The 25,125-nt window shown below is 40.7% G+C and carries 27 protein-coding genes and 1 pseudogene; 23 read left to right on the forward strand and 5 right to left on the reverse strand.

Features of this window, described 5'->3' with window-relative positions; translation table 11 throughout:
- Window positions 1-59 precede the first annotated feature (59 nt).
- From AC622_RS06875 to AC622_RS06925, 11 genes are all read left to right on the forward strand, one after another.
- Window positions 60-320, forward strand: coding sequence for a metal-sensitive transcriptional regulator (locus AC622_RS06875; RefSeq protein WP_049670392.1), 261 nt, complete (start codon window positions 60-62; stop codon window positions 318-320).
- A gap of 75 nt (window positions 321-395) precedes the next feature.
- Window positions 396-872 (forward strand): DsrE/DsrF/DrsH-like family protein, encoded by a 477-nt coding sequence (locus AC622_RS06880; RefSeq protein ID WP_049670393.1) that lies wholly within the window; start codon window positions 396-398, stop codon window positions 870-872.
- 10 nt (window positions 873-882) lie between these two features.
- Window positions 883-1,230 (forward strand): rhodanese-like domain-containing protein, encoded by a 348-nt coding sequence (locus AC622_RS06885; RefSeq protein ID WP_049670394.1) that lies wholly within the window; start codon window positions 883-885, stop codon window positions 1,228-1,230.
- Window positions 1,231-1,235: 5 nt separating this feature from the next.
- Entirely contained in the window at window positions 1,236-1,532 is a 297-nt protein-coding gene (locus AC622_RS06890; protein WP_049672830.1) for a rhodanese-like domain-containing protein, read from the forward strand.
- A gap of 46 nt (window positions 1,533-1,578) precedes the next feature.
- Entirely contained in the window at window positions 1,579-2,136 is a 558-nt protein-coding gene (locus AC622_RS06895; protein WP_049670395.1) for a sulfurtransferase TusA family protein, read from the forward strand.
- Window positions 2,137-2,208: 72 nt separating this feature from the next.
- Window positions 2,209-3,336 carry an MBL fold metallo-hydrolase gene (locus AC622_RS06900; protein ID WP_049670396.1) on the forward strand — a complete coding sequence of 376 codons (1,128 nt, stop codon included), beginning with the start codon at window positions 2,209-2,211 and terminating at the stop codon, window positions 3,334-3,336.
- 40 nt (window positions 3,337-3,376) lie between these two features.
- Window positions 3,377-3,604, forward strand: a complete 228-nt coding sequence (locus AC622_RS06905; RefSeq protein WP_049670397.1) for a sulfurtransferase TusA family protein — start codon at window positions 3,377-3,379, stop codon at window positions 3,602-3,604.
- A gap of 67 nt (window positions 3,605-3,671) precedes the next feature.
- On the forward strand, window positions 3,672-4,448 hold the full coding sequence (locus AC622_RS06910) for a sulfite exporter TauE/SafE family protein (protein ID WP_049670398.1): 777 nt from the start codon (window positions 3,672-3,674) through the stop codon (window positions 4,446-4,448).
- A gap of 148 nt (window positions 4,449-4,596) precedes the next feature.
- A complete protein-coding gene (locus tag AC622_RS06915; protein ID WP_049670399.1) occupies window positions 4,597-5,352 on the forward strand; it encodes an SDR family NAD(P)-dependent oxidoreductase in 756 nt (251 codons plus the stop codon).
- Window positions 5,353-5,361: 9 nt separating this feature from the next.
- Complete coding sequence (locus tag AC622_RS06920; protein WP_049670400.1) at window positions 5,362-5,820, forward strand: MarR family winged helix-turn-helix transcriptional regulator; 459 nt, start codon at window positions 5,362-5,364, stop codon at window positions 5,818-5,820.
- 147 nt (window positions 5,821-5,967) lie between these two features.
- Entirely contained in the window at window positions 5,968-6,240 is a 273-nt protein-coding gene (locus AC622_RS06925; protein ID WP_049670401.1) for a hypothetical protein, read from the forward strand.
- Window positions 6,241-6,454: 214 nt separating this feature from the next.
- Here AC622_RS06925 and AC622_RS06930 read toward each other — a convergent pair whose 3' ends face one another.
- On the reverse strand, window positions 6,455-6,922 hold the full coding sequence (locus AC622_RS06930; protein WP_049670402.1) for a hypothetical protein: 468 nt from the start codon (window positions 6,920-6,922) through the stop codon (window positions 6,455-6,457).
- A gap of 163 nt (window positions 6,923-7,085) precedes the next feature.
- Here AC622_RS06930 and AC622_RS06935 point away from each other — a divergent pair, with 163 nt between their 5' ends.
- From AC622_RS06935 to AC622_RS06965, 7 genes are all read left to right on the forward strand, one after another.
- Window positions 7,086-7,628, forward strand: coding sequence for a VUT family protein (locus tag AC622_RS06935; RefSeq protein WP_049672831.1), 543 nt, complete (start codon window positions 7,086-7,088; stop codon window positions 7,626-7,628).
- Between the two features lie 299 nt (window positions 7,629-7,927).
- A complete protein-coding gene (locus AC622_RS06940) occupies window positions 7,928-8,608 on the forward strand; it encodes a DUF969 domain-containing protein (RefSeq protein ID WP_049670403.1) in 681 nt (226 codons plus the stop codon).
- A gap of 13 nt (window positions 8,609-8,621) precedes the next feature.
- Window positions 8,622-9,551, forward strand: coding sequence for a DUF979 domain-containing protein (locus AC622_RS06945; protein ID WP_049670404.1), 930 nt, complete (start codon window positions 8,622-8,624; stop codon window positions 9,549-9,551).
- Between the two features lie 31 nt (window positions 9,552-9,582).
- Window positions 9,583-10,224: a pyroglutamyl-peptidase I gene (pcp, locus tag AC622_RS06950; protein ID WP_049670405.1), complete on the forward strand. Its 642-nt coding sequence runs from the start codon at window positions 9,583-9,585 to the stop codon at window positions 10,222-10,224.
- Complete coding sequence (locus AC622_RS06955; protein ID WP_049670406.1) at window positions 10,224-10,679, forward strand: gamma-glutamylcyclotransferase family protein; 456 nt, start codon at window positions 10,224-10,226, stop codon at window positions 10,677-10,679. Before pcp ends, AC622_RS06955 begins: the two co-directional genes overlap by 1 nt.
- Before the next feature lie 185 nt (window positions 10,680-10,864).
- Window positions 10,865-11,191, forward strand: a complete 327-nt coding sequence (locus tag AC622_RS06960; protein WP_049670407.1) for a nucleoside triphosphate pyrophosphohydrolase — start codon at window positions 10,865-10,867, stop codon at window positions 11,189-11,191.
- The gene (locus AC622_RS06965) at window positions 11,184-13,262 is read left to right on the forward strand and encodes a DEAD/DEAH box helicase family protein (protein WP_053103726.1); all 2,079 of its coding nucleotides are present in this window, start codon (window positions 11,184-11,186) and stop codon (window positions 13,260-13,262) included. Before AC622_RS06960 ends, AC622_RS06965 begins: the two co-directional genes overlap by 8 nt.
- A 5-nt stretch (window positions 13,263-13,267) precedes the next feature.
- On the opposite strand, the gene istB is transcribed toward AC622_RS06965, so the two are convergent.
- The gene (gene istB, locus AC622_RS06970; protein WP_049669381.1) at window positions 13,268-14,029 is read right to left on the reverse strand and encodes an IS21-like element helper ATPase IstB; all 762 of its coding nucleotides are present in this window, start codon (window positions 14,027-14,029) and stop codon (window positions 13,268-13,270) included.
- A complete protein-coding gene (gene istA, locus AC622_RS06975) occupies window positions 14,026-15,279 on the reverse strand; it encodes an IS21 family transposase (protein ID WP_049669382.1) in 1,254 nt (417 codons plus the stop codon). The genes istB and istA overlap by 4 nt, the downstream gene beginning before the upstream one ends.
- A gap of 91 nt (window positions 15,280-15,370) precedes the next feature.
- On the opposite strand from istA, the pseudogene AC622_RS06980 reads away from it, so the two are divergent.
- Window positions 15,371-15,781, forward strand: a pseudogene (locus AC622_RS06980) (DEAD/DEAH box helicase family protein); the annotation flags it as partial.
- Window positions 15,782-15,920: 139 nt separating this feature from the next.
- Here the strand turns inward: AC622_RS06980 and AC622_RS06985 are convergent.
- Entirely contained in the window at window positions 15,921-16,703 is a 783-nt protein-coding gene (locus tag AC622_RS06985) for a BglII/BstYI family type II restriction endonuclease (protein ID WP_049670409.1), read from the reverse strand.
- A gap of 45 nt (window positions 16,704-16,748) precedes the next feature.
- Complete coding sequence (locus tag AC622_RS06990) at window positions 16,749-18,128, reverse strand: Sau3AI family type II restriction endonuclease (protein WP_049670410.1); 1,380 nt, start codon at window positions 18,126-18,128, stop codon at window positions 16,749-16,751.
- A gap of 173 nt (window positions 18,129-18,301) precedes the next feature.
- Between AC622_RS06990 and dcm the strand changes: the two genes are divergently transcribed.
- From dcm to AC622_RS07010, 4 genes are all read left to right on the forward strand, one after another.
- Window positions 18,302-19,552, forward strand: a complete 1,251-nt coding sequence (dcm, locus tag AC622_RS06995; RefSeq protein WP_049670411.1) for a DNA (cytosine-5-)-methyltransferase — start codon at window positions 18,302-18,304, stop codon at window positions 19,550-19,552.
- 189 nt (window positions 19,553-19,741) lie between these two features.
- A complete protein-coding gene (locus AC622_RS07000) occupies window positions 19,742-21,259 on the forward strand; it encodes a hypothetical protein (protein ID WP_049670412.1) in 1,518 nt (505 codons plus the stop codon).
- Window positions 21,260-21,284: 25 nt separating this feature from the next.
- On the forward strand, window positions 21,285-22,544 hold the full coding sequence (locus tag AC622_RS07005; protein WP_049670413.1) for a hypothetical protein: 1,260 nt from the start codon (window positions 21,285-21,287) through the stop codon (window positions 22,542-22,544).
- On the forward strand, window positions 22,541-25,093 hold the full coding sequence (locus AC622_RS07010; RefSeq protein ID WP_049670414.1) for an SNF2-related protein: 2,553 nt from the start codon (window positions 22,541-22,543) through the stop codon (window positions 25,091-25,093). Before AC622_RS07005 ends, AC622_RS07010 begins: the two co-directional genes overlap by 4 nt.
- Window positions 25,094-25,125: the final 32 nt, after the last annotated feature.

Below are 25,125 nucleotides of genomic sequence, written 5' to 3' on the forward strand. Positions count from 1 at the left end.
TATTACCCATAGGGGTATATGATAGTCCTATCAAACAAAACGGAAGGGGGACGACAACCATGAACTATGATGATAAAGTGAAGAATCGCTTGAGCAGGATGGAAGGCCAGCTTCGCGGAATTCATCGCATGATGGAAGAGGAAAAAGATTGCCAAGATGTGATTACACAGCTGTCAGCCGTCCGTTCTGGAATCGAGCGTACAATCGGTCTCATTGTCAGTGAGAACCTGGTGGAATGTGTAAGGGCAGCCGATGGCAATGAGGATCAGGTAAATGAGTCAATTGCTGAAGCAGTGAAATTATTAGTGAAGAGCAGATAGATTGACTCCCTATATTTTTTTGGTTAGTATTGTACCCATAGGGGTATAAGTATAAAGCAATTTCAAGGAGGAAATATGGAACAGAAATCAACCAATATCATTTTATTCAGTGGAGATTATGACAAGGCGATGGCCGCCTACATTATTGCGAACGGAGCGGCAGCTTACGATCATAAGGTAACAATCTTCCACACATTCTGGGGAATTAATGCTCTTCGAAAGCAGCACCCAGTCGATGTGAAGAAAGGCTTCCTTGAGAAAATGTTCGGCAAAATGATGCCGCGCGGTGCAGAAAAGCTTGCCTTATCAAATATGAATATGGCTGGTATGGGTCCGAAAATGATCAAGCATGTCATGAAGAAGCATAATGCACTTACATTGACTGAGTTGATCGAGATGGCACAGGAGCAAGAAATCAACCTAGTCTCTTGTACGATGACAATGGATCTATTGGGACTTGATAAGGAAGAGTTATTGGACGGCGTTCAATATGCAGGAGTTGCTGCTTATTTAGCGGATGCTGAGAATGGCGCAGTAAACTTGTTCATCTAAGGAGGAGCTTATGGAGTGGATTGTTTTAGCGGCAGCGCTTGTTCTCTTTTATCTCCTCAAGATGCGAGGGGCAAAAGGGGTCAGCAATATTACGGCCGCAGAGCTTGAGAACCGGTTGAATGATCGGAATGCATTCTTCCTCGATGTGCGAACGAACGGCGAATTTAAGGGCCGGCACATCCGCGGATTCAAGAATATCCCGCTTGGCAGCGACTTCTCGAAGCTTCCGCATGACAAGGAGATTATCGTCATATGCCAGAGCGGCATGAGAAGCCAGACGGCTTGTAAGCAATTAAAGAAATTAGGCTATGCCAATGTGACAAATGTACGCGGCGGCATGAATAGTTGGAGAGGATGATTCATATGACAGCTATGTCAGCGAAAGAAGTACAGCAAAAACTAGAAGCAGGGGAAACCCTTCATATTATAGATGTACGCGAACCGTTTGAAGTGGAAGAGGGCCATATTAAAGGGATCACTCATATTCCGCTTGGTGAATTAGAGGAGCGGATTGGCGAACTTGATAAGAATAAAGAGTATATCATGGTGTGCCGTTCAGGAGCACGCAGCAGCAAGGCGACTGCCTACCTGGAAGCAATGGGCTATCAAGCCATTAATATGAATGGCGGCATGATGGCATGGGAAGGCGAAATCGCCTAAAAAATTTTCAATAAAATATACCCTATGGTGTATAGGAGGATTATGAATGGCAATAAAAGCAGACGTTCATCTGGACGCTAAAGGGTTGGCATGTCCGATGCCAATCGTCAGAACGAAGAAAGCAATCAAAGACCTTGAAGATGGTCAAGTACTTGAGGTTCAAGCAACTGATAAAGGATCAAAGGCCGATTTAGCTGCTTGGGCTGAATCAACCGGCAATCAATACATCGGCACAAATGAAGAAGGCGGCGTTCTTTACCATTACATCCGTAAATGTGAAGAAGGAGATGCAGTGGAGAAGACGTATGAGCCGACTATTTCCAACGAGGAAATCATGAATAAGGATGGTCTTATTCTGGATGTTCGTGAAGAGGCGGAATATGCCTTTGGACATATCGAGAAGGCGAAATCCATTCCGCTTGGAGACTTGGAGTCACGCCTTAATGAACTAGATCCGAATCAAGAAATCTACGTCATTTGCCGTACAGGCAAACGAAGTGAATTTGCAGCTCAGAAGCTTGCGGCCAAAGGATTCAGCAAAGTCTATAATGTTCTGCCTGGTATGAAGGATTGGAACGGGCCGGTCGTGAAGGAAACAGAATAACCGCATTTGTCAGGAGGGTATCCAAGCCCTCTTTTATAAAAATCTAAATTATACCTATGGGGGTAATTAAACATGACAGTATCTAAGTGGACAGCGGCAGATGTTGCCCGCTACGTAATCGAAGACAAGAAATTATTCATCCTGGATGTTCGTAATAAGGACGCATTTGAGGATTGGAAAATAGAAGGACACAAATTTGAATACCTAAATATCCCATACTTTGACTTGCTGGACGGAGTAGAGGAAATTCTTCCGCAAATCCCAGAAGATCAAGACGTTCTCGTTGTTTGTGCGAAGGAAGGCTCCTCCATCATGGTTGCAGATATGATGGCAGAAGCTGGACGCGACGTTGCTTATCTTGAAGGCGGCATGAAGTCTTGGAGTATGTATCTTGAGCCGGTTAAGGTCGGCGACTTGAAGGATGGCGGAGAGTTGTATCAATTCGTCCGTCTTGGCAAGGGATGTCTCTCTTACATGGCCATCTCCGGCGGAGAAGCAGCCATCATTGATGCGGTCCGCTTCGCAGATATCTTCGTTGATTTCGCGAAGGAAAAAGGGGTAGAGATCAAGCATGTATTTGATACACACTTACATGCAGACCATATCTCTGGTGGACGTCAGATCGCAGAGAAAACAGGGGCAACTTACTACCTGCCTCCAAAGGATGCAGAAGAAGTTGTATTTGCCTACACACCGCTTGAAGACGGTCTAACGGTTGACCTAGGTGCAACGAAGATTGAAGTCGGAGCGCTTTACTCTCCAGGACACACAATCGGATCGACATCATTCGTGATTGATTCCAGCTACTTGCTGACAGGAGATATCCTGTTCATTGATTCCATCGGCAGACCAGACTTAGCCGGTCATGCAGAGGACTGGGTGTCTGACCTTCGTGAAACTTTATATAAACGCTACCGTGCGCTCGCTGATGATTTGATTGTGCTTCCTGCACACTTCATGATTATTGACGAATTGAACGAAAATGGCTCCGTTGCTAAGCGTTTAGGGGATTTATTCGCAGAAAACCATGGCTTGAATATTGAGGATGAGGAAGTATTCCGTAAGACGGTTACAGAAAACCTGCCGCCGCAGCCAAACGCTTATCAGCAAATCCGTCAAGTCAATATGGGTAAAATCACCCCTGACAATGACGAGCAAACCGAAATGGAAATCGGCCCGAACCGCTGTGCCGTACGCTAATAGAACAAAACCATAATTCAACCTAAAAGGAGAATGATTCATGAATATCACAAAAACATTAGATGCAAAAGGCCTGGCATGCCCAATGCCAATCGTAAAGACAAAGAAGACAATCGCAACGATTAATTCCGGTGAGGTATTGGAAGTCCTCGTAACAGACAAAGGTGCCTTGAATGATTTCGCAGCCTGGACAGCTTCAGGCGGACATACGATTCTTGAACAAAAAGAAGAAGACGGCGTCCTTAAATTTTACATCCAAAAAGCGTAAAGCTATGGCGGGTTTTCGAACAGCGATGTTCGTAGCCCGCTGTCTTTCATAAAAAGGAGGAATGAAGATGGACTTGACGTTTATCGTCGTCATCTTTCTCATCGGTTTTATCGGATCGTTTGTCTCTGGCATGCTCGGAGTGGGCGGTTCCATCATTAAATATCCCATGCTCTTATACATCCCGCCATTATTCGGACTGGCAGCCTTCTCCGCTCATGAGGTTTCTGGCATCAGTGCGGTACAGGTGCTGTTCGCCTCCATTGCCGGTGTATGGGCATTCCGTAAAGGCGGCTATTTAAATAAATCACTCATCGTCTATATGGGTGTTTCCATCCTTATCGGGAGCTTCATCGGAAGCTATGGCTCCTCTTTCCTTTCTGAGGAAGGGGTCAATATCGTCTATGGTGTTCTTGCCGTAGTGGCAGCTGTCATGATGTTTATTCCGAAGAAGCAGGTAGACGACATTCCGCTCAATGAAGTGACCTTCAATAAGCCGCTTGCCGCTATTCTTGCTTTGATTGTCGGGGTTGGCTCAGGTATTGTCGGTGCAGCCGGCGGATTCATGCTCGTGCCGATCATGCTCACTGTCTTGAAAATTCCGACGAGGATGACCATCGCGACAAGCCTTGCCGTCACGTTCATCTCCTCGATTGGAGGAACAGCCGGCAAACTGATGACAGGGCAAGTGGATTACGGTCCTGCCATTATCATGATCATTGCAAGTGTCATCGCCGCACCGCTTGGGGCGAAGCTATCCAAGAACATGAACACAAAGGTACTCCAGATGATTCTAGCCTTGCTGATTGCCGGAACGGCAGTCAAGATCTGGCTCGATATATTGTAAGAAGAATGATAGTGTCCAATGGATGCTATCATTTTCTTTTATTCTTAAAATTTAGCAAGAGATAAAGATATTGGAAGCGTTTTAGTTTCCAATTAAATAGTTTACTGTTAAAATATACTTGAATAATGAAATATTGGGGTGTTGGAAAATGGGAAAACTAGAGGGTAAAGTCATCATCATCACAGGAGGAGCTGGAGGAATCGGGCTCGGCATGGCCAAAGCAATGGCTAAGGAAGGGGCTGTTCTTGCTATTGTCGATGTGAACGAAGAGGCGGGCAAAGCGAGTGAGAAGATATTGCAGGAAATCTCTCCAGAATCTATGTTTGTTCAAGCAGATTTGCTGGACCGTGAGAACCTGCCGAATATCATCCAAACAGTCATTGATCGATATGGCAAATTAAATGTGCTTGTCAATAATGCACATGCTTCCAAGCAGAAGTTGCTAGAGGATACTACACAGGAAGACCTTGATCTTTCCTTTGGAACAGGATTCTATCCAACCTTCTATTTAATGAAGGCCGCTCTGCCCTATTTGAAGGAGACACAAGGCAATATCATTAACTTCGCATCTGGTGCCGGAATCAATGGGGACGAGACACAGGGCGCTTATGCAGCCGCGAAGGAAGCCATTCGCGGGATTACGCGTGTAGCAGCCAATGAATGGGGCCGCTTCGGCATCAACGTCAACTTGATCAGCCCAATCGCAAATTCTGAAGGCGTACAGGCTTGGAAAAAGGCACAGCCTGAATATTATGAAGCTGTCGTACAAAAAATCCCAATGGGCCGCTTCGGTGACGTCGAAAAAGATATCGGCCGTGTCGCTGTCTTCCTTGCGAGTGAGGATTCTAGCTATATTTCCGGCCAAACCATCATGGTTGACGGCGGAGCTACGAAGCTTCGTTGAGGTCATCATATGGAACAGGAAAATTTATTCGACTTGATTCATTCCATCGAGCTTATTTCAAATGAGCATATCGTCCGGTTCACCTCTCAATTCTCGTATCCAATCGGGATATCGGCTATTCTCGTGCTTGCGGAGCTTCGATTAAGAGGACCGCTAAGAGCAAGTGAGCTTGCTGATATGCTTGGCTATACGAAAGGGGCGGTGACCCATATATCCAATAAGCTCGTCACCCAAAAACTTGCTGAGCGGCAGTATACAGAAGAAGACAGAAGAACGGTCTATTTAAAGATCACGGATAAAGGAAGCAAGGCTTTGGCAGAAGCAGAAAAGCTCGGTCAGGATATTTACTTAGAGCTATTTCAAGAATTGACCGAGAACGAGCTGGAAGAATATTTGCGCATCCAGCGCAAAATGGTAGAGGGATTAAAGAACAGGCGCCTTACGAAACCTGGAGGTTCACGTTCATAGATAGATTAATAAATAGATAATAAGCCGATTTGCGTTTTCAGCCAGGTCGGCTTTTTTCATGCTGCAACCGCGTTTATTTACGGGCATGCCGGGTAAAAATATAGAAGGAATAATTATTCTAATATATTAACGGGAGGAGAGTCTGTTATGAGAAAAATGGATGAGTATACATATGATCTGTATAGTAAATTGGAGCCTGCTGTTGAGAAAATTGCCTATCATGATATGGGTCTCACATACGAACAATTCACGAAGGAAGATTTAGATGCCATTACATATGAACTCTGCAAAGCTCCTCAAGACAGAAGTCTCGATTTTTGGGGGTATGTATCCGTTGTCGACCAAATGGATCAGAACGCTGACTGGCCTGATATTACCAAGGGAATTGAACGCGTAATCCACAAGTATTTGAAGCATTAAGCAGAAATCAGGAGTCACTAATAGAATAGATAGAGAAAGCCGGTTGCAGCAAATAGGCAATCGGCTTTTCTCGTATTGCTAAAAGCAAAAGAGGATGGTCCGGTTTAGCCAGCCGCCACACGCCTATACCTGATTGCCATTTAGATCATGTAAGTCCTGAAAACTGAAGACAAGACATGCTCCCGTTTAGGAAAACAGGAGTATGTCTTGTCCATTACTTCATCTTCTTCTTTAATTCCTTATACTGTTTCTGCAAGGTTCCATCCTTATAATTGTCCAAACAATAAAGAACCGATTCCCATAGAACAATATTGACCCGGTCGAGCGGGCTGGCATCCGTTTTCTTCATCTTATCATGATGCTGCTTTGCTAAGGCAAGCATCTGACGGGACAGCTCTTCAAATCCGCGCAGGCTCTCCTCATTGCTATATTGCAGGCTCTCATCTGCTGCGGCAGAAATGACAGGGTCCTGACTAATTGGAAGGTTCTTCATCGTGTCAGAATGATAAGGTCCTAAATGAAAGGCTGCCCGCCATTCCATAAATGTGGCATGGGGAACCCCGAGCTCCTCAGCCGCCTCGTAATTATCCATCTCACTCCTAATGCAAACCTCATACATCAAATCCTTTAGCGGCATTCCGTACTTCTTCTCAACCATCTGTCTGTATTCAAGATCTGTCATATCGATGACCTCCATAACTTGATGGGATAAATGTAGCCTATATCTATTTTCATTATACTAATAAAGCATAGAAGAGAAAAATGAAGCGAATGATTGTGGTGGAAAGATTTGTTAAAAGGTGGTACAGTAAATGACTGGAATCATCGATAAGGAAGGGGAAAGCATGAGAATTCTATTCTATTTACTGTCCATTGTGACGGCCAATGTCGTGACAGCAGCATTCGTGCCGATTGCGTTCGGCATCTTTATCATACCGATGGGCTCGCTCTTCATCGGGGCAACATTCATTCTGCGTGATCTCGTTCAAAACAAATATGGACGGAAGCGGACCTATGTATTTATCACTTCAGCCTTGTTGTTGTCAGCACTCGTTTCATACCTGCTCGGCGACACGCTCATTATCGTGATGGCCTCGGCTCTGTCCTTTGCCGTAGCGGAGACGACCGATACGGAAATCTACTCTCGATTGAAATTACCGATGAGCTGGCGCGTATTCTACAGCGGCATCGTCGGCGGACTGCTTGACTCTGCCATCTTTGTCATCATCGGCTTAAGTCCGATTGGTGCCGGCATGCTTCCATGGGAGGCGGTCCCAGCGGCTATCCTCGGCCAGGTCATCGTGAAAACAATTATCCAAGGAATCGGTGCGATGTTGATCAACCCGATTGCCGCTATAGTGAACAGAAAGACAGTCGTGAATGGATAAAGGGCTCCCTTATGGGGAGCTTTTATGTTCTAGAAAACAATGATTTTACTGCGCTGCACCAGCCCCTCTTTTTAAAATAGAACACTTTACAACCCGTTATTTTCAGGAAGAATCACCTACTCTTAAAACGCTGCAAACCCGCTAATAACAAGTCTTTTCTCTCCTTTTCAGCAAAAGCACATTATCCTGTCCGAACAGATTGACAATTTTTAGCCATTCCCAATCAGAGGAAATGGATTATATAATGAGATAAAATTATTGCAAAATAACAAAAATGTTAGAAATGGAGAGAAATTCAGATGGAATTACTAGGAATCCTTATCATCATCATTGGATTCGCAATGAAGCTGGACACGATTGCGGTAGTCGTTGTAGCAGGTATATCGACTGGACTTGTCGCGAATATGAATATTGCTGAAATCCTCACGACATTAGGAGATGCTTTCGTGGCCAACCGCGTAACATGCCTGTTTATGATCACCATTCCGGTCATTGGTTTGTGTGAGCGCTATGGGTTGAAAGCAAAAGCCGTTATGCTGATCAAGCAAGCTAGCAAACTATCAGCAGGTAAACTATTGGCTGGTTACACATTCATCCGTGAAGTCACAATCGGAATGGGTGTCACACTCGGCGGTCACCCGCAATTCGTTCGTCCGCTCGTGAGCCCGATGGCAGAAGGTGCGGTTGTAGCGAAATACGGAGAAAACGTTGAAGAGAAAGATATCGAGAAAATTAAATCCTACTCCGCAGCATCTGATAATGTTGGGAACTTCTTCGCACAGAACGTGTTTATGGCAAATGCCGGCGTATTATTGATTGCTTCCACATTAGAAGGCATGGGCTATGCCGTTGATACCCTGCAAATTTCAAAAGTGGCGGTACCGGTAGCGGTCATCGCATTTATCTTCTGGGTCGTTCAAACAACCGTAGTTGACAGAAAACTGCAACAAAAATACGCCACAAAAGGCAAAGCAAAGTAAGAGGTGAGCAAGAATGGATGTAACACAACTTTCCAATATACTACTTGAAGTATTCTACATCATGATTGGTCTATGCATGGGCATCACCATGGTGTTTACGCTAAAGGATAAGCAGCATAAGACAAGAATCGGAACAGCTATCTTCTGGGGCATCCTGGCCGTCATCTTCATGGCGGGCAACTACATCCCAAGCATGGTCGTCGGTATTTTGGTCGTGATTATTGCGATCCTTTCCGCAACAAAACAAATCAATATCGGTACATTGGCTCAATTGAGCGAGACATTCTCAACGCTTAAGGCAGAGAAGCTTGGATTAAAGATCTTCATTCCTTCCTTATCCATTGCGCTGATCGCGATGCTCGTTGCTACCTTCACACCATTCCCAGGAACGGTCGCTATCGGAATCTCAGCCATCTGTGCATTGCTCATTGCCTTTGTCATTACGAAAGCGAAACCGAAGGAACTATTGGAAGACACAAACAGAACGTATCAATCAATCGGTTCATTCGCCATCCTGCCGCAATTATTGGCATCCCTCGGCGTGTTGTTCACGGCAGCGGGGGTAGGCGACAAGATTGCCTCTATCATCTCAAACGTCATCCCGACAGGAAATGCTTTAGTTGGTGTCGCTACATACTGCATCGGTATGGCCTTGTTCACGATCATCATGGGGAACGCCTTTGCTGCATTTGCGGTCATTACTGTTGGTATCGGGGTACCATTCGTATTCGCTATTGGTGGAGACCCGATCATCTGCGGAACGCTCGCCCTTACAGCTGGTTACTGCGGAACATTATTAACGCCAATGGCAGCAAACTTCAATATGCTGCCAGCGGCCTTGCTTGAAATGAAAGACAAGAACGGCGTCATCAAAGCGCAAGCGCCAATCGCGTTATCCTTGCTGGCCGTTCACATTCTGCTTATGTATGTTTTAGGATTTTAAGATAGAATAATCAGCAAAAGGAGATCAGACGATGAAAGTATTAATCACAGGATTCGATGCCTTTGGCGGAGAACCCGTCAACCCAGCTGAAGAAGCCGTCAAGAAAGTCAGTGACCGTATCCAAGGCGCTGAAATCATCAAGGTTATAATCCCGACTGTTCAAACAAAATCCGTCCAAGCAATCGAGCGCGCCATCGAAGAGCATAACCCTGACATGGTTATCTCAATCGGCCAGGCAGGCGGACGATTCGACATCACCCCTGAGCGCGTCGCCATCAATATCGATGACTACCGCATCAAGGACAATGAAGGCAACCAGCCAATCGATGCTGTTATTAAAGAAGACGGTCAAGCAGCCTACTTCTCCAATCTCCCTGTAAAGGCGATGGTCAAGCACATGAACGACAACGGTGTCCCAGCAACGCTGTCCAACACAGCCGGCACATTCGTCTGCAACCATGTCATGTACGGAATCCTCTACATGATTGACAAGAAGTACCCGAACATCAAGGGCGGCTTCATCCATATCCCATACATGACCTCCCAAGTGATGGACAAGAAGAACACACCATTCATGTCCCTTGACGAGATCGTCAAAGGATTGGAACTTGCGATTGAGGCCTGCATCCTGAACGACAAAGACATCGAAGCAATCGGTGGAGAGATCTGCTAATGAAACGCATCAATCTCTTTGTCTACGGATCGCTAAGGGAAGGGTTCTTCAACTACGAGAAATACCTCAAAGGCCGTGTCGCCGAAACGATGACGGCCAAGCTCTCCAACATGAAGCTGTACCACATGCCCTATAAAGGCTACCCAGCCATCATGTTTGGCAAGGACACTGTCATCGGCGAAATTATGGTCCTCCATGAAGACCGTTATGAGGAAACGATGAAAGCCATGGACGAAATGGAAGGCTTTATTAGTGAAGGAAACCCGGAGAATGAATACCATAAAGTCGTTCTCGAGGTCCAAAACCTCGAAACGAACGAAATGGAACCTTGCTTTGTCTACTTCTACAACAAGGAAAAGGACGAACTCTTTGATAGCAGTGCTGTCTACATCCCGCATGGGGATTGGAAGGAGCATATGCTGGCGGAGGAGGAACAGAGAGAGAATTTTGGTTAAGATAGAGTGAATATGGATTTTTGCAGCAGGCATGAACCTTTTTTGGGGAGGGGAGTGTCTGCTGTTTTTTTTGTCCCTCGGTAACATTTTGAGGCTATGTAGAAAATTGTCGGGCTTATCTCCTAAATAAATATAAGAAATGGTAAAATTGAAGGTAGTTATTTATCGAAGGGAGTACCATTTAAATGCCAGTACATAACAAACTAGTACGTGACTTAATACCAAATATAATAGAAGGAACCGGGAAAGCATTCACTACCAGAATCCTGGGTGAAGAAGAATACGTGAAAGAGCTGCGAATCAAAAGCAAGGAGGAACTGCAGGAATATTTGGATGCGAAAGATAATGACAGCGCTATTGAAGAGCTGGCTGATCTTTTAGAAATTATTCATGCATTAAGTAAGGTTCATGGAGCGGATTTCAATAAGGTGGAGGAAGTGCGCAAGCAGAAGGCGGAGAAGCGCGGAGGCTTTGAGGACAGAGTATTCTTGATTGAGGTACAGGATGACTGAGGTTCAGTTAATTACGCATGACTTGCTTCAACACCTCAAGGAGAACATCAGGGAAGCAAAGTCATGCTATATCCTGACTTCTTTTGTCATGAAGTCAGGTGTCAAACTTCTTGAGCCAATCCTGAAAGAGGCAACAGAGCAGGGAACAGAAATCAAAATATGCACGGGTGATTATTTATACATCACCCAGCCTGAAGCTCTTACCTTACTTCATGACATTCATGAAGATATTGAAATCCGTTTATGGAAGAGTAACGGTGTCTCCTTTCACCCGAAGGCCTATCTGTTGGAATCTGAATCGACAAACACCTTGTATGTTGGTAGCTCCAATATGTCAAACTCAGCATTGACAACAGGGGTGGAATGGAATCTGGAAGTGAAGGATGGAACAGATGAGGACATATTTGAACAAGCCTTGAAGGAGTATTTCTCGTTATTCCATCATGAATCAACTATTCCAGTGAATCCAGTCACCATAGAAAGCTACTCAAAGGAGTACAAGAGTTTCCACAAAAATTACCCTGTTTTACATCGTAAATGGACGAAGCAAGAGGAAATCCAGCTTACCTTATCGGATGAAGAGGAAACAGGTATCTCAGGAAAGATTATTGAAGAGAAAGCCGGATATGACACGATTCAGCCAAGATTTGCGCAGATACCAGCACTAGAAGAGCTGCAAAACAGCAGGGAAGAAGGATACAACAAGGCAATGGTCGTCATGGCGACTGGGCTCGGCAAAACCTACTTGGCCGCCTTCTTTGCAAAATCCTTCAAGCGCGTCTTATTCATTGCCCATTTAGAGGAAATTTTGTATCAGTCAGAGAAATCGTTTAAGCGTGTTTTACCGGATGCGAGTACAGGCATCTATAATGGCAAGGAAAAGAATCCTTCTGCCAATATTATCTTTGCCTCCGTTCAAACATTGAGCAGGAAAACCCATTTGGAGAGATTCTCTCCAGATGCCTTTGATTTGATTATCGTAGATGAATTTCACCACGCTGCTGCCAATTCATATCAAAAGGTATTAGCCTATTTCAATCCCGAATTTTTGTTGGGGATAACGGCCACGCCTGACCGGAACGATTACCGAGATATTTATGCCATTTGCGAGGGAAATGTCGCCTACCGTATTGAGTTCATCGAGGCCGTAAACAAGAAATGGCTCGCTCCATTCTCCTATTACGGAGTGTACGATGAAACGGATTATTCAACAATCAGATGGCTTGGTACAAGATATGATGCAGATGAATTAGCAGAAGCACAATTGAAGACAAGTCTTGCGAAGAAGGTTCTTAAAGCATGGGAAGCACGCAAGCAAACGAGAACGCTGGTCTTCTGCTCAAGCATCCTGCAAGCAGACTTCCTTTCTGGTTACTTCAATAACAAGGGATATCGGACCATCAGCCTGCATTCCCAATCCTCTCCTGGATTGCGTAACAAAGCTATCCAGCAACTGAAAAAGGGTGAAATTGATGCCATCATGACCGTCAATCTCTTTAACGAAGGGGTCGACATACCAGAGGCAGACACACTGCTTTTTGTCAGGCCAACTGAATCCTTGACGGTCTTCACCCAGCAAATCGGCCGCGGTCTTCGCCTGGCAGAAGGGAAGAGTCACTGCGTCATTATCGACTTGATTGCCAATTACCGCAATGCCGATGTAAAACAATCCTTATTCTACCTGCATGAAAAGCAAAAAGGGAGAAAGCAAACGGTTCCTGTCTTGCCTGATGGGTGTGAAGTGGATTTGGATCTTGCGGCTAAGAATCTCTTGATTGAGATGAGTAAGAAGAAAATGCCGCGTAAAGAGCAGCTTTTGCAAGCGTATCATCAGGTCAAATCCGATTTAGGCAGAAGGCCAACCTATTTGGAAATGCATATGTATGGCTCGGAAGACAGTAGGCTCTTTAAGCAGGAATTTAAATCTTATTTCAGTTTTCTGGAATGGGCGGATGAGTTGTCAAATGTAGAAAGTAATGTCCTGGAGACCTATTCAGACTGGATATATGAAGTTGAGTGTCAATACCGTTTTAGTTTTCCCCACTATCACCGGAATAAAATTCCCCACTGATGCCGTTACTTCGATAACGCTGCTGGATAAATCCCAGCCTTTTTCTTTTCCTTCAAACGATACGAATCTCCTTTGATATTGAAGGTAACCGCATGATGAAGGAGTCGATCTAAGATGGCAGTCGCTAAGACATCATCCCCAAACACTTTGCCCCATTCTATATATGATTTGTTCGAGGTCAAAATCATCGCTCCATGTTCATATCGCTTGGATACCACTTGAAAAAAGACATTTGCCGTCAACTCGTCAAAAGGAAAGTATCCCACCTCATCAATAATCAATAAATCTGGACGGCTCCATTTTTGTGCCAATTTAGGAATGCTTCCTTTTGTTTCTGCCTTACGGCATTCTGCCACCATTTGGTCAGCCGTCAAAAACAAGGCGGTATGTCCCTTTGCCAGAGCTTCTAAGGCAAAAGAGAGGGCGAGATGGGTTTTCCCTACACCAGGTGGCCCTAAAAGAAGACGATTCTCTCCATTGGCAATAAACCGGCAGGTAAGGGTTTCCTTTACACGTTGCTCATTGATGCTTGGCTGAAACGTAAAATCAAAGTCATGAATGGTTTTGGTATAAGGAAGTTTGGCGCGCTTGATTCGATTTTCTAATTTAGCTGATTCTCGACGTTCCCATTCCTGTAAAACAACCGTGTGCAGAAAATCAAAATATGATACATTATGGGTAGAAGCATTCTCTACCAGATCATCCAATTGACTGGCTGTGTCATGCCAGCCCAACTGGATGAGTCGTTCTTCAAGGCTGGATTTCATTCTGATTCATTCCCCTCGAGTGCGGCGTAGGTGGCTAGAGATCGAGCTTCCACCTGTGGAGTAGAAGGACAGAAATCCGGGGTCGGCAAACCAGGGGAGTTCTGTTGTTTCTGCTCTTTTTGTTGTTCTTCTGACTTCTCATAGTGCTCCAACTGAATATGCATATGTGCTTTTCCTGTCATAATGGGATGTTGGGCAATGCGGTCTTGTGCATCGTATATTTCCAACTGTTTGTCCAATGTCACTTTCAACTTAACTTTCTGACCGGCATACCGAAAAGGGACAGAGTATTTCTTTCCTAAGTAAGAGACAAAGCAATCTCTGCTTACCTCCCGCACTTCCCAATGGCTTGTTGGGAATAACGGCTTTATTCCCCAGGCTTGAAGCTGTGGCTGTTCCGTTTGCCAACGCTGAACCGGCGGTTCTTGTGTCGTTTCATTTTTCTTTTTATTAGCTGTTTTGTCCAACCATATCTGTATGTCATGATTCCATGCTTCCAGCGTAGGTTCATGTTTTCGTTGAAAGAAATTTTTCTTTAGGTAATCCACCGTTCTTTCTACTTTTCCTTTCGTCTGTGGGCGGTAGGGTTTACAAGCTTTCGGGACGACCCCATAGTAGGCTAAAAAATCTTCAAACGTACGATTAAAACGAATCTCTGTTGGACTGTGCTTTGTCACGACGGTTTTCATATTATCATAGAGAATCTGATTCGGAATGCCGTTAAAATAGGAGAAGGCATTCATGTGACATTTCATCAATGTTTCGAGCTTCATATCTGTCGTAAACTCAATATACTTCATCCTGGAATACCCCAGAATCATGAGAAAGGCATAAACCTTTTGTGGATGACCATCCATCACTACTTCACCGACTTCCGCCCAATCCATTTGAGCTTGCTTCCCAGGAGGTGTCTCAAATCGCCTAGTGGCCTGTTTCTTTGGTTGTGCCCGGAAGGGCTGCACAAAATCTCGTAAAATTGTACTCTTCCCCTCATACCCCATTGCTGTAATTTCTTCAAGCAAGACCACGCAATTTGTGGTTCCTTCCTGAATTCTTTGTAAGAGATACGCCTTATAGGGATCTAACTTGCTTTTCCGTTTCATTCTCGATTTTGAAGAAGGTGTTTCTTCAGAATGAATATATTTTCGAATGGTTTTTCGGTCGAATCCTGTTTCCTCTGAAATAGCTGATAATGTCCATCCTTTTTGATAAAGTTCTCGAATCATTATAAAATCCCCCATTTTCAACATCGACGATCCCTCTCTTTTGTAGTGATACGTCGATTATCCGTGATTAGTGAGGAATTTTAAATCGGTGTTATTGAGTATTTTAACTCCGGCAGTGACAGTTGAGAGGACCGGTATGTCGAAAAGCTATAAGATGGTTCTCTTACTGGCGATGCTTGATAGAGGACCCGAGAATTGGGCAGACCCGATTAAAGCTGAAGAAGCAGCACCATTCTTCCATAAATATCTGACCGAAAAACCGTATCGCAAACGAATTGATTTCAGTGATAAGACGACGAAAGCTTTGTGGGAGTATGATGAGCGAAAAATAGCAGCCTTGATTGTGCGGATGCCGATGACGAAGTGGAGCGGAAGTTCGAAGGGTCTTTTAACGGTTAATGGACTTGAATTGAGTATGAATTTTGATATCCAAGAGAAAGATAAAAAGAGTCTATATCATATGACCAAAGAGATATGTGAATATCGGTTGCAGTTTTATTTTGAGAGGACAGATAAAATTAATTAAACTTACAATACAGTAGATGGACGGACAACATAAAATCAAGCCCCTTCATGAAGTGAAGAGGCTTGTATAATTTTTTTGAGTGTCAATAAAAGTGCCAACATGAATCCTATTACAGGTCTTGTTTATGGATTTTATAGTTCTATGTATTAATATCAATGCCTACTAGCCAGATTGGCATTTTTAGAATGCTATGATACTCTTCGATAGCTTTCTTTACTTTATTGAAATTTACTGTACCGTCACTAATATATTCTTGTAAATCACCAGTTGGAGTTATATATATAAATAAATCTATATCAAGTAGGTTTTCTATATGAATCGTTTTAAGTAAATCATAATATAGAAGGGCCCAGTTACCTAATTGAATCTCACCAATTATCGTTGGTTCTTTTTTATTGATAATATTATCTTCGCCAAGCATCTCATCTGTAGGAATTGCATTGCTATTGACCAGATAATCCCACTTTGGTTTTGCTTCTAGAATTTTGTTCCAAGTCTGTTCGCCTTTGTAAAGTGGTTTCTTTCCATAACAATAATTTCTAAAATTATTGATGTTGAATAGTTCGTCATACAAAGCAAAATCAAATCCACCGGTTTGAGGAGAATCTATTAGATAACCTTCATTATATTGCACTTCGAACTTTAAGCTTTCTATTTGTGAAAGGTTTGACTTTAAGGCTCTATTTAATGAATCAGCTTTAATTCTCCGATTACAAAAAAACTCGTCATTTTTTCGTTTTGAAGTATAAAAAAATAAATTTTTCAAATCCAATTCGAGACAATTTTTAATTTTTGTGTGAATGTCTGAAAATTGATTTAAAAATAAATCTGCACCTCGAAAAAATAGTTCTTCTTTAATAACTAATTTTCCTTCAGTTTTTGAAAGCCATTCATTTGCTTTACTTATTTCTATTTTTTTCATTGTTTTACCCCTCTTTTATTGTGATAAAAGATTGTGTGGCTAGTCCTAGCGAGAGATAATGGCAGTAATGAATTCTCTATTCAACCAAAAACACTGCTTCGTAATCTCCTCACCTGTCGGAAGAACCACTTTATCACTGCCGTCCTTCGCTTTCGGTCGAATATGTGCAACTCCATTAAAATTACTCTTCGGAAGATTATTTGTCTCGATGATTCCATTCTTTTGCTTCTTGTAGTCCAGCTTTATTCCTTCATTGATTACCCTATTAACTTCTTCCCACACTTCTTTAATTTTTGTATCTATTATAGGTAATGGCATATTCCATAACTTTATTCCTTTTAAATAAAGATCCCTGTTAGGATTTTGCTTTTTTGTTTCCTTATATTCAAAAACAACGAATAAAAATTTTGTCTCTAAGAATTTCTGACGAATAAAACTGTCTTCCCATGTTTCAGTTGTCCATTGGTTGAAATCAATTTGTTCAAAGGACATGCTTTCTTGTGGCTTTCCAGAAGGCTCCAGTCGAACCGTCTTAAACTGGATATTGGCCTTCGCAAATTCCTCAATAGAATCCAGTCGAGTACCTTTAACTCCAAGAAGAGCGCTGACGAGTGTGGCATTAAAATGCTTGGCTTTTGGTTTGTATTCTATATTAATTTTTTCGGCTATCTTTTTAACGGTCATTCCTACATATGGAGCGAATCGGTCTTCTAGCAATTCTTCCAAGGATTTTGCTTTTAACTCATCAGCATGAGCAAAGCCTACGAGATCTTCCTGCATTAGATGCTTCCGCATGATGGCAGTCATATAGGATGACTTTAAGGAAAAGGCCCTTTGCATAGCTAATATGTCGGAGTAGGGCTGGTGTCTTAAGGATGATTTGTTGGCTCCTTTTGTGCATGCCCCCAAGTAGTTTGTGTCTCCTTCAGACAGTTCATGAGCTTTTCCCGCGCGTATTTTATTGACAATTGTCTCCCAATCCTTCTTGATGATTTCAAGGTCAGCTTCTGAGAATTGATGCAAGATATTCTTATATATATAGAAGTTATTTTGATCCGTATCTGGGAGCCATTCATAAATCATGAGCAGGATGGTTTCGTTTTTCTTCCAAAAGCTTGATGTTTCGAAAGTAGTTTTGACTTCTTCCATATAGTTGATGATGTTAAGGACCAGGCGTTCTTTTGCTGAGATGGTTCCGTTTTTGTTACGCTTGAAGGCAGTAACCTTAAGCTCCACGCCAGCTTCCACGAAATCTGCTCGTGCGTCAGAATTGACTTTATATTCAAATAGACTTTCCTCGATGACTTGGCCGAGCCCGCCTTTATTGGCTTTCTTTAATCGATTGGCCTTGTCTATCTCACCGAATGTTTTACCAATAGCTTCATTTGCTTTTTCTAAAACTTCATCTGCTGTATAATAAATCAATACGGTCAGCTCCCTATGAGTACTGATAATTTTGGATGATTCTATATAAGACTATTATATAAATATTGTGTTATTCCAGCATCAAAATTGTTTGGCTAAAAGAGTTGATCTTTTGGGCTTTTTTTATTATAATATGAGATATGCACGAAAAATACCGAAAGGATGTTCGGTTTATGATGAAAGCAATAGAGTTATTTGCAGGGGTCGGAGGGTTTCGGCTCGGGCTTGAAGCGACAAAAGGGTTTGAAGTCATTTGGGGTAACCAGTGGGAGCCATCTAAGAAAGCTCAGGATGCTTTTGACTGCTATGCACGCCAATTTCATAATAGAGGTATTCATTCTAATGAGGACATTGCGACTGTTGATGAGAAACAGTTTACAGATAAGGGAGTTAACCTTATTGTAGGAGGATTTCCGTGTCAGGACTATTCTGTTGCTAGATCTTTATCAGGGGAGAAGGGCATACAAGGGAAGAAGGGCGTTCTCTTCTGGGAAATCATGCGTTTGGTCAGGGAAATTCGACCGAAGTATGTACTGCTGGAGAATGTCGACCGGTTATTGAAATCTCCATCGAAACAAAGAGGGCGGGATTTCTCCATTATGCTGGCGAGCTTCCGGGATGAGAACTATTCCGTCGAGTGGCGCGTCATCAATGCGGCTGAATATGGACAAGCCCAAAGGAGAAGAAGAATCTTCATATTTGCCGTCAGAAATGATACGCCATATATTAAGCATAGAGAGAATGTCGATGGTAAAGGAATGCTGCATGAAAAGGGCTTCTTCGCTAATGCTTTTCCTGTACTTGATGTAATAAACGAAAAGCATCGTCCGGCAACAATCCTTCTAAAGGAAGATATTGTAGAAGTCTCAGATAACTTCTCCATGAATTATCGTAATGCAGGTATCATGCGGGACGGGGTTATTTACACAGAAGAATTAACTCCTGATGTTGAGAAGCCAATCACCTTGAGTGAGATTTTAGAGAGTGGTGTAGATGAGCGATACTATCTGCATGAGGCTTCTTTAGAGAAATTCAAATATCTAAAAGGACCAAAGAAAATCAATCGTATCTCTGCAAGTGGTCATCAGTACGTCTTTTCAGAGGGCGGCATGGCTTTTCCCGATCCGCTAGACAAGCCTGGAAGAACGATGCTCACTAGCGAGGGAACGACTAACAGAAGTACCCACGTCGTAGAGGATCCAGAAACAGGACGATTGAGACTTTTGACACCTGTTGAATGTGAGAGGTTAAATGGGTTCCCTGATAATTGGACTTTCGGCATGTCCGACCGAATGCGCTATTTCTGTATGGGGAATGCGTTGGTTGTTGGATTGATTGAGAGAATGGCCAATCGAATATTGGATATTGAAGCGGAGGATCAGGTTTCTATTCAAGAAAATCCTCAACAACTTGAGTTATTTTAATAAAGTAGGCTAAATTAAACTACCCCTAATTTTTAGTTCATCGAACGATTGAGGGGTAGTTTTTATTTATTAATATAGGTTCTATTTGTTTAATAGAATCAATAGAAAATTTGATTAATTGAGAGTTTTTGACTACATAGCGTTATGATATAATTTTTTATAATAGTACTAAAGGATGGATAATGATAAGTGGATATTAAACATATTGAAAAAATTATCGGGGAAAGTTGGAACGAATTTATAGGTATGTCATTAGAGCAGATAACGTATCAGTTAGGTATGAATTATGATTTGCTGGGGGGAAAGGTATCTTTAGTGACTATTGTAAATCAGTTAGTGAAAGTAAATAATTTGATAGAAATTAATCAGAATATTGAAAAACCTATAGTGTACAAGACTGTAAGACTTAAAGCGAATGGAGTACCCAAGGAGTCAATGTCTTTTGAACAGATAGATTTTTTGAAGGTCCATTCAGAAAATTGGGACAATAGTTTTCTGAAAAGAAAATTTAATGAGACTATTTTTTGCTTTGTAGTGTTTGTCATTATAGACAATACTCTTTACTTTAAAGGATACAAAATATGGAAAATGCCAAATAAGCTATTAGAAACGGTAGTTTATAACTTTTGGATGCATTTAAAAAGGATTTTAGAAGAAGGAGTAAAGATAAGGACGGTAAAACGAGGTTTAAAAACCATGAAAGTGAACAATTTACCAAATTCTAGTGACAACAAGGTTATGCATGTGCGGCCTAAGGCAAAAGATAGTAATGATAAGACACTGTTACCGGATGGACAGATGATAACTAAACAATCTTATTGGTTTAATGCATCGTATGTTGCAAATATCTTGAGTGATTTAAATCATATTACTCCTAAAAAGCTAGGGAAGAGATCGGATAGAAATTATAATAATCAGAACATTAATTGGAACAACATATTAAAAAAAGATGTTTATACTATAGATGAAATTGTAAGTTTGGCTAAAAGAGAAGATCCAAATTTCAATGAGAGAAACATCAAAAAGAGTGAATTGGTTAATCATGGGTATAAAATTCAGAATATCTTTATATTGAAAGATAATATTTCTAGTATTGAAAAATATTTAGAAGACAAAATTTTTGAACACAATTACTTTGATAGCAATACGGATTCAATATATCAAACCCCAATTGCAAAAAGAAAAATTGATAATTTACTTAATTCATATCAATTACTACAAGTTGAAAAATCTGTTTATTTAACTGAAAAAGGTATGAAGAAATCAAAAGTAGATAAAAGTGACCTCATCAATTATAAAGAAAAGGTTGAAACCTTTGTCAATCCTGATGAATTATTTACATTAAACTCGTTAAGAAGTAAAGGATTTCACTCTGAAGTTGATGATTATGGATTTGGGAATGATTTTTACCATAATATTCTCTTACGACCAGGTAGATTACAAGGATACAGATTTGCAGGAATATTATTTTTCTCTAAAACAACAAAAAAAATAGTAGGGTCGACAATTCTGGGTGAATTACTAAAGGAAAATGAATCCCTTTCTATTACCGAGTTAGCTGATGAAATAACGGATGTCTTTAAATGTAATGTAGCTGAGGAGAAACTAGAAAGCACAATCTTAAATGGTAATCATAATTATTACTATGTATTAGATTTTCATCGATTATTTCGTGATAAAAAGGCATATTTAGATTATATAAATTAAATTTTAAAAAAAGGGGAAAATATAAATGCAAAGTATCATGAACTCTCAAAGTGTAAAAAAGACTGATGGGAAAAGAAAACTGACAATAAAGAATGAAACGAAAAATTATACGGTATATAGAATTCCCTTGAATCTATTGTACTATAATGACCAAAATGGAAGGATAGCTACATATATTTCTAAATACTATACTGATGGGTATACCCTTGAAAAGGACACAAGTGAACAGTTGGAAAAATATAACGATGCTTTACATACCTTTATTCGTGAATCTAATCCGAAAGCAATAAATATGACAAAGGAGAACATCAGAAGATTTGGCCAGCGACTTCCCGGAGTTGTATTGCAAGACGGCCGTATAATAGATGGAAACAGAAGATATACTTGCCTACGGGAACTCAAACAAGAAGGAGAGGATGTTTTCTTTGAGGCGGTTATCCTTGATACAGAAAATGGAATTGATGAAAGAGATATAAAATTGCTTGAACTTAATTTACAGCATGGAGAAGAACGACCGGTAGATTATAACCCTATTGATTACTTGGTTGATGTGTATAGAGACATTGTTCAGAATAAGATGTTTTCTATTAAAGAATATGCAGTTTCAACTAATAAAAAGCCTAGAGAAATAGAAATGGCTGTTAAGAAATCGATGTTGATGGTTCAATTCTTGGAATTTATGAATGCTAAGGGACAATATTTTATTGCAAGGGATATGGATTTAGATGGTCCTTTGCAAGAGATGGTAAGTATTCTGAATAAAGATTTTAAAAAGATGGATTTTATGGAATTGGCTAACTCCTACTCTGAGGATAAAGCGATTCAGTCAGATTTTCTCCGTATACGTAATGCCTTATTTACAGCCATATTTACCAATAGGAATGCAAAAATCGATTTAACTCGGTATATAAGGGAAATGGGGAAGTCACTTATTCATAGTCATAATCGAGAAGTATTCTTAGAAGAATATGAAGACGTAGTAGAAGAAGTTTATGAATCGTTTCAGGAGGAGGAAAAAGTAACCCCTCAAGTGGTAAAAGAAATTGGAAAGAAGTTAGAACCTGTTCGCAATAAAGGGACTGTAATTATCAATAATAAAATTATGGACACACTAGTGACAGAAGCAAGAAAAAAACCAATTGATTTATTGAACCAAGCGCTAGCTGATTTAAAACGAATCGATATCGATCAAGTGAATAGACTAAGGGGTGAGGATAGAAAAGAATTTGATAAGGCTGTAATTCAAATCAGGAATCTTATTGAAGAGTTTGGTGAGGAAAAGTGAGTTTTAGAGAATTGACTCTACAGCCATCTTACTATACTACAAATTCTGATATATCTAAAGAATTCTATAATCCAGTTTTATCTCAATCCGTTTCTTACGATCGAGTCAGTGGATATTTTAGCTCTCAAGCCCTTGCTTCTTATTCTAAGGGCTTAGAGGGCTTAATCATTAATCATGGATATATGAGATTGATTATCTCCATTGATATAAGTGAGGATGATTTTAATCTCATCAAAGAAGGGTATTCTTTAAGAAAAGAAATAAAAGAATCTATAGTCAATCGTATTAGTTTACCTTCATCCATACCAGAACAAGCCGCCTTTTATAATTTGTCCTATCTTATTGCTAAGGGGTTTGTTGATATCAAAATAGGTTTTACGAAAACAGGCATATTTCATTCGAAATTTGGGTTATGTCAGGACATGGATGGAGATATAATTTATTTCACTGGATCTAATAATGAAACGGAAGCAGCGATTAACCATAACTTTGAATCATTCGATATTACAACGACCTGGTTAGCATCACCGTTTGATCAACAGAAAATATTTAAAGCCAAAAGCGAATTTGAAAAGCTATGGAATATGCAACATGGTGACAGTCTTATTTACGTGAAAGAGATAGATGAATTGTTAAAGTGGAAGATTATACAGTTTGATAAGGGGAGGGTTATTCTGGATACGGAAACGTTAACTGAGAACGCTTTAATTCTTACAATTCATGATGATAAGTTAGTCCTTATTGATAATCTCGAGTCATATACTATTAAGCCAACTGATTTTGTGATAGCTCAAAAAATGGCTCCCTACTTTAAGCCTGCTTATCCTGATTTCTCGGAAGACTTATCATATAATGATATGAAAAAAGTTATTGAAATACTGAGGAAGTATTCAAACCGGAAGAACTTTGAATTTATTGTTAGTGATAAATTAGAGGATTATTTGGATAAGATAACTTATTTTATAGAAGAACGTTCAAAATATGGGGTTTTGTTGAAGAATCAGGATGAGAAGATAATGGACCGTTTTGAGAGTTTCAAAGAAGTGGTTACCAAAGAGCTTTCTCGGACGCTCAGAGATAAGCAAATGTGGAGTGCATTCTATATGCAGCAGATGAAGAATGCAGCAAACTTTTCCGTTCCGGGCGCAGGAAAAACTTCTATGATTTATGGGGTATTTGCTTATTTGAATTCAAGTGAAATTGATAAAGTGGATAAAATTGTCATGATAGGTCCTAAAAACTCTTTCTTATCTTGGAAACTTGAATTTGCAGAGAACTTTGGAGAGAAAAAAGAATTACGAGTATTAGATATTCATGAAACACAAATGAATGAATTTCAAATTAGAATGGACAGTGGAGAAAAAAATCTTATTCTCATTAATTATGAATCACTTCAAAAGTATGAATCAGTGTTATTGGATATTATCGATCAAAGAACGATGCTTGTATTTGACGAAGGACATAAAATTAAAGGTATTCGCAGTAAAAGAGCACAAGCAGCTAAGCGTGTCTCTGTGAATGCTGGTTATAAGTATGTCCTTACGGGTACACCTATTCCAAATACATATCAAGATATATATAATTTATTAAATATATTATATAGTGTAGATTATACTATGTTCTTTAATTTTAAACCGAATGATTTATTAAACCCGAATCCTTCAAAGGTTGAAGAGATTAATGAAAAAATGTATCCGTTCTTTTGGAGGACAACGAAACAAGAATTGGATGTTCCCTATGCTAATGAAGATGAAATTATTCAAGTAAGGGCAACTTCTGCTGAACAAGCTATTATTGATTTGTTATACAGCAAGTATGGTGAGACGCCATTCAGTCTTTACATTCGACTTATGCAAGCTGCTTCGAACCCAGAATTGCTGTTAAAATCAATTGATGCTTTTGAAATCTATGGTGAGGAAGAGACGCAGAAATGGTTACCTTATATCAATGAAAGTCCAGTTGGTTTTTCGGAAGAAGAGATTAATATTATCAGGCAGGTCTCCGTCACTTCTAAATATAAAGCAGCCATAAAACTTGCAGGTGAGCTATATGAAGAGAAAAAACAAACTATAGTTTGGTGTATGTTTGTCAATACAATTGATAAGGTATATACGGATTTAAAACTTAAGGGGATGAATCCAGCAGTCATATATGGCAATACCCCTCAGGATCAGAGAGATGCTATTATTGGCGAATTTAAGAAGGGTAAGATAGACGTTCTAATTACAAATCCCCATACCTTGGCTGAGTCAGTATCCCTACATAAAACATGTCATGATGCAATTTATCTGGAGTATTCATTTAATTTGACACATATGTTGCAATCAAGGGATCGAATTCATCGCCTCGGCCTTCCGCCGAACCAATATACACAATATTATTATTTCATGTTAACCGGTCAGGATAATAGATGGAACACTATTGATGAAAAAATATATATTCGTTTAAAAGAGAAAGAAGATAGAATGATGAAGGCAATTGAAAGTGGTATCCTAGAACCAGATTCATCAGAAGATTATCAGGATATATTGGATTTGTTTGAAATGTAAATAAAGACCCTAGCTTTATAGGATGTTGAAAA

This window comes from Bacillus sp. FJAT-27916 (genome assembly GCF_001183965.1).
Taxonomy (GTDB): domain Bacteria; phylum Bacillota; class Bacilli; order Bacillales; family Pradoshiaceae; genus Pradoshia.

What these genes read in the sequence shown, in the direction of transcription:
- AC622_RS06875 (WP_049670392.1), top strand. Translation starts at nt 60, where the DNA reads ATGAACTATGATGATAAAGTGAAGAATCGCTTGAGCAGGATGGAAGGC.
- AC622_RS06880 (WP_049670393.1), top strand. Translation starts at nt 396, where the DNA reads ATGGAACAGAAATCAACCAATATCATTTTATTCAGTGGAGATTATGAC.
- AC622_RS06885 (WP_049670394.1), top strand. Translation starts at nt 883, where the DNA reads ATGGAGTGGATTGTTTTAGCGGCAGCGCTTGTTCTCTTTTATCTCCTC.
- AC622_RS06890 (WP_049672830.1), top strand. Translation starts at nt 1,236, where the DNA reads ATGACAGCTATGTCAGCGAAAGAAGTACAGCAAAAACTAGAAGCAGGG.
- AC622_RS06895 (WP_049670395.1), top strand. Translation starts at nt 1,579, where the DNA reads ATGGCAATAAAAGCAGACGTTCATCTGGACGCTAAAGGGTTGGCATGT.
- AC622_RS06900 (WP_049670396.1), top strand. Translation starts at nt 2,209, where the DNA reads ATGACAGTATCTAAGTGGACAGCGGCAGATGTTGCCCGCTACGTAATC.
- AC622_RS06905 (WP_049670397.1), top strand. Translation starts at nt 3,377, where the DNA reads ATGAATATCACAAAAACATTAGATGCAAAAGGCCTGGCATGCCCAATG.
- AC622_RS06910 (WP_049670398.1), top strand. Translation starts at nt 3,672, where the DNA reads ATGGACTTGACGTTTATCGTCGTCATCTTTCTCATCGGTTTTATCGGA.
- AC622_RS06915 (WP_049670399.1), top strand. Translation starts at nt 4,597, where the DNA reads ATGGGAAAACTAGAGGGTAAAGTCATCATCATCACAGGAGGAGCTGGA.
- AC622_RS06920 (WP_049670400.1), top strand. Translation starts at nt 5,362, where the DNA reads ATGGAACAGGAAAATTTATTCGACTTGATTCATTCCATCGAGCTTATT.
- AC622_RS06925 (WP_049670401.1), top strand. Translation starts at nt 5,968, where the DNA reads ATGAGAAAAATGGATGAGTATACATATGATCTGTATAGTAAATTGGAG.
- AC622_RS06930 (WP_049670402.1), bottom strand. Translation starts at nt 6,922, where the DNA reads ATGACAGATCTTGAATACAGACAGATGGTTGAGAAGAAGTACGGAATG.
- AC622_RS06935 (WP_049672831.1), top strand. Translation starts at nt 7,086, where the DNA reads ATGAGAATTCTATTCTATTTACTGTCCATTGTGACGGCCAATGTCGTG.
- AC622_RS06940 (WP_049670403.1), top strand. Translation starts at nt 7,928, where the DNA reads ATGGAATTACTAGGAATCCTTATCATCATCATTGGATTCGCAATGAAG.
- AC622_RS06945 (WP_049670404.1), top strand. Translation starts at nt 8,622, where the DNA reads ATGGATGTAACACAACTTTCCAATATACTACTTGAAGTATTCTACATC.
- pcp (WP_049670405.1), top strand. Translation starts at nt 9,583, where the DNA reads ATGAAAGTATTAATCACAGGATTCGATGCCTTTGGCGGAGAACCCGTC.
- AC622_RS06955 (WP_049670406.1), top strand. Translation starts at nt 10,224, where the DNA reads ATGAAACGCATCAATCTCTTTGTCTACGGATCGCTAAGGGAAGGGTTC.
- AC622_RS06960 (WP_049670407.1), top strand. Translation starts at nt 10,865, where the DNA reads ATGCCAGTACATAACAAACTAGTACGTGACTTAATACCAAATATAATA.
- AC622_RS06965 (WP_053103726.1), top strand. Translation starts at nt 11,184, where the DNA reads ATGACTGAGGTTCAGTTAATTACGCATGACTTGCTTCAACACCTCAAG.
- istB (WP_049669381.1), bottom strand. Translation starts at nt 14,029, where the DNA reads ATGAAATCCAGCCTTGAAGAACGACTCATCCAGTTGGGCTGGCATGAC.
- istA (WP_049669382.1), bottom strand. Translation starts at nt 15,279, where the DNA reads ATGTTGAAAATGGGGGATTTTATAATGATTCGAGAACTTTATCAAAAA.
- AC622_RS06985 (WP_049670409.1), bottom strand. Translation starts at nt 16,703, where the DNA reads ATGAAAAAAATAGAAATAAGTAAAGCAAATGAATGGCTTTCAAAAACT.
- dcm (WP_049670411.1), top strand. Translation starts at nt 18,302, where the DNA reads ATGATGAAAGCAATAGAGTTATTTGCAGGGGTCGGAGGGTTTCGGCTC.
- AC622_RS07005 (WP_049670413.1), top strand. Translation starts at nt 21,285, where the DNA reads ATGCAAAGTATCATGAACTCTCAAAGTGTAAAAAAGACTGATGGGAAA.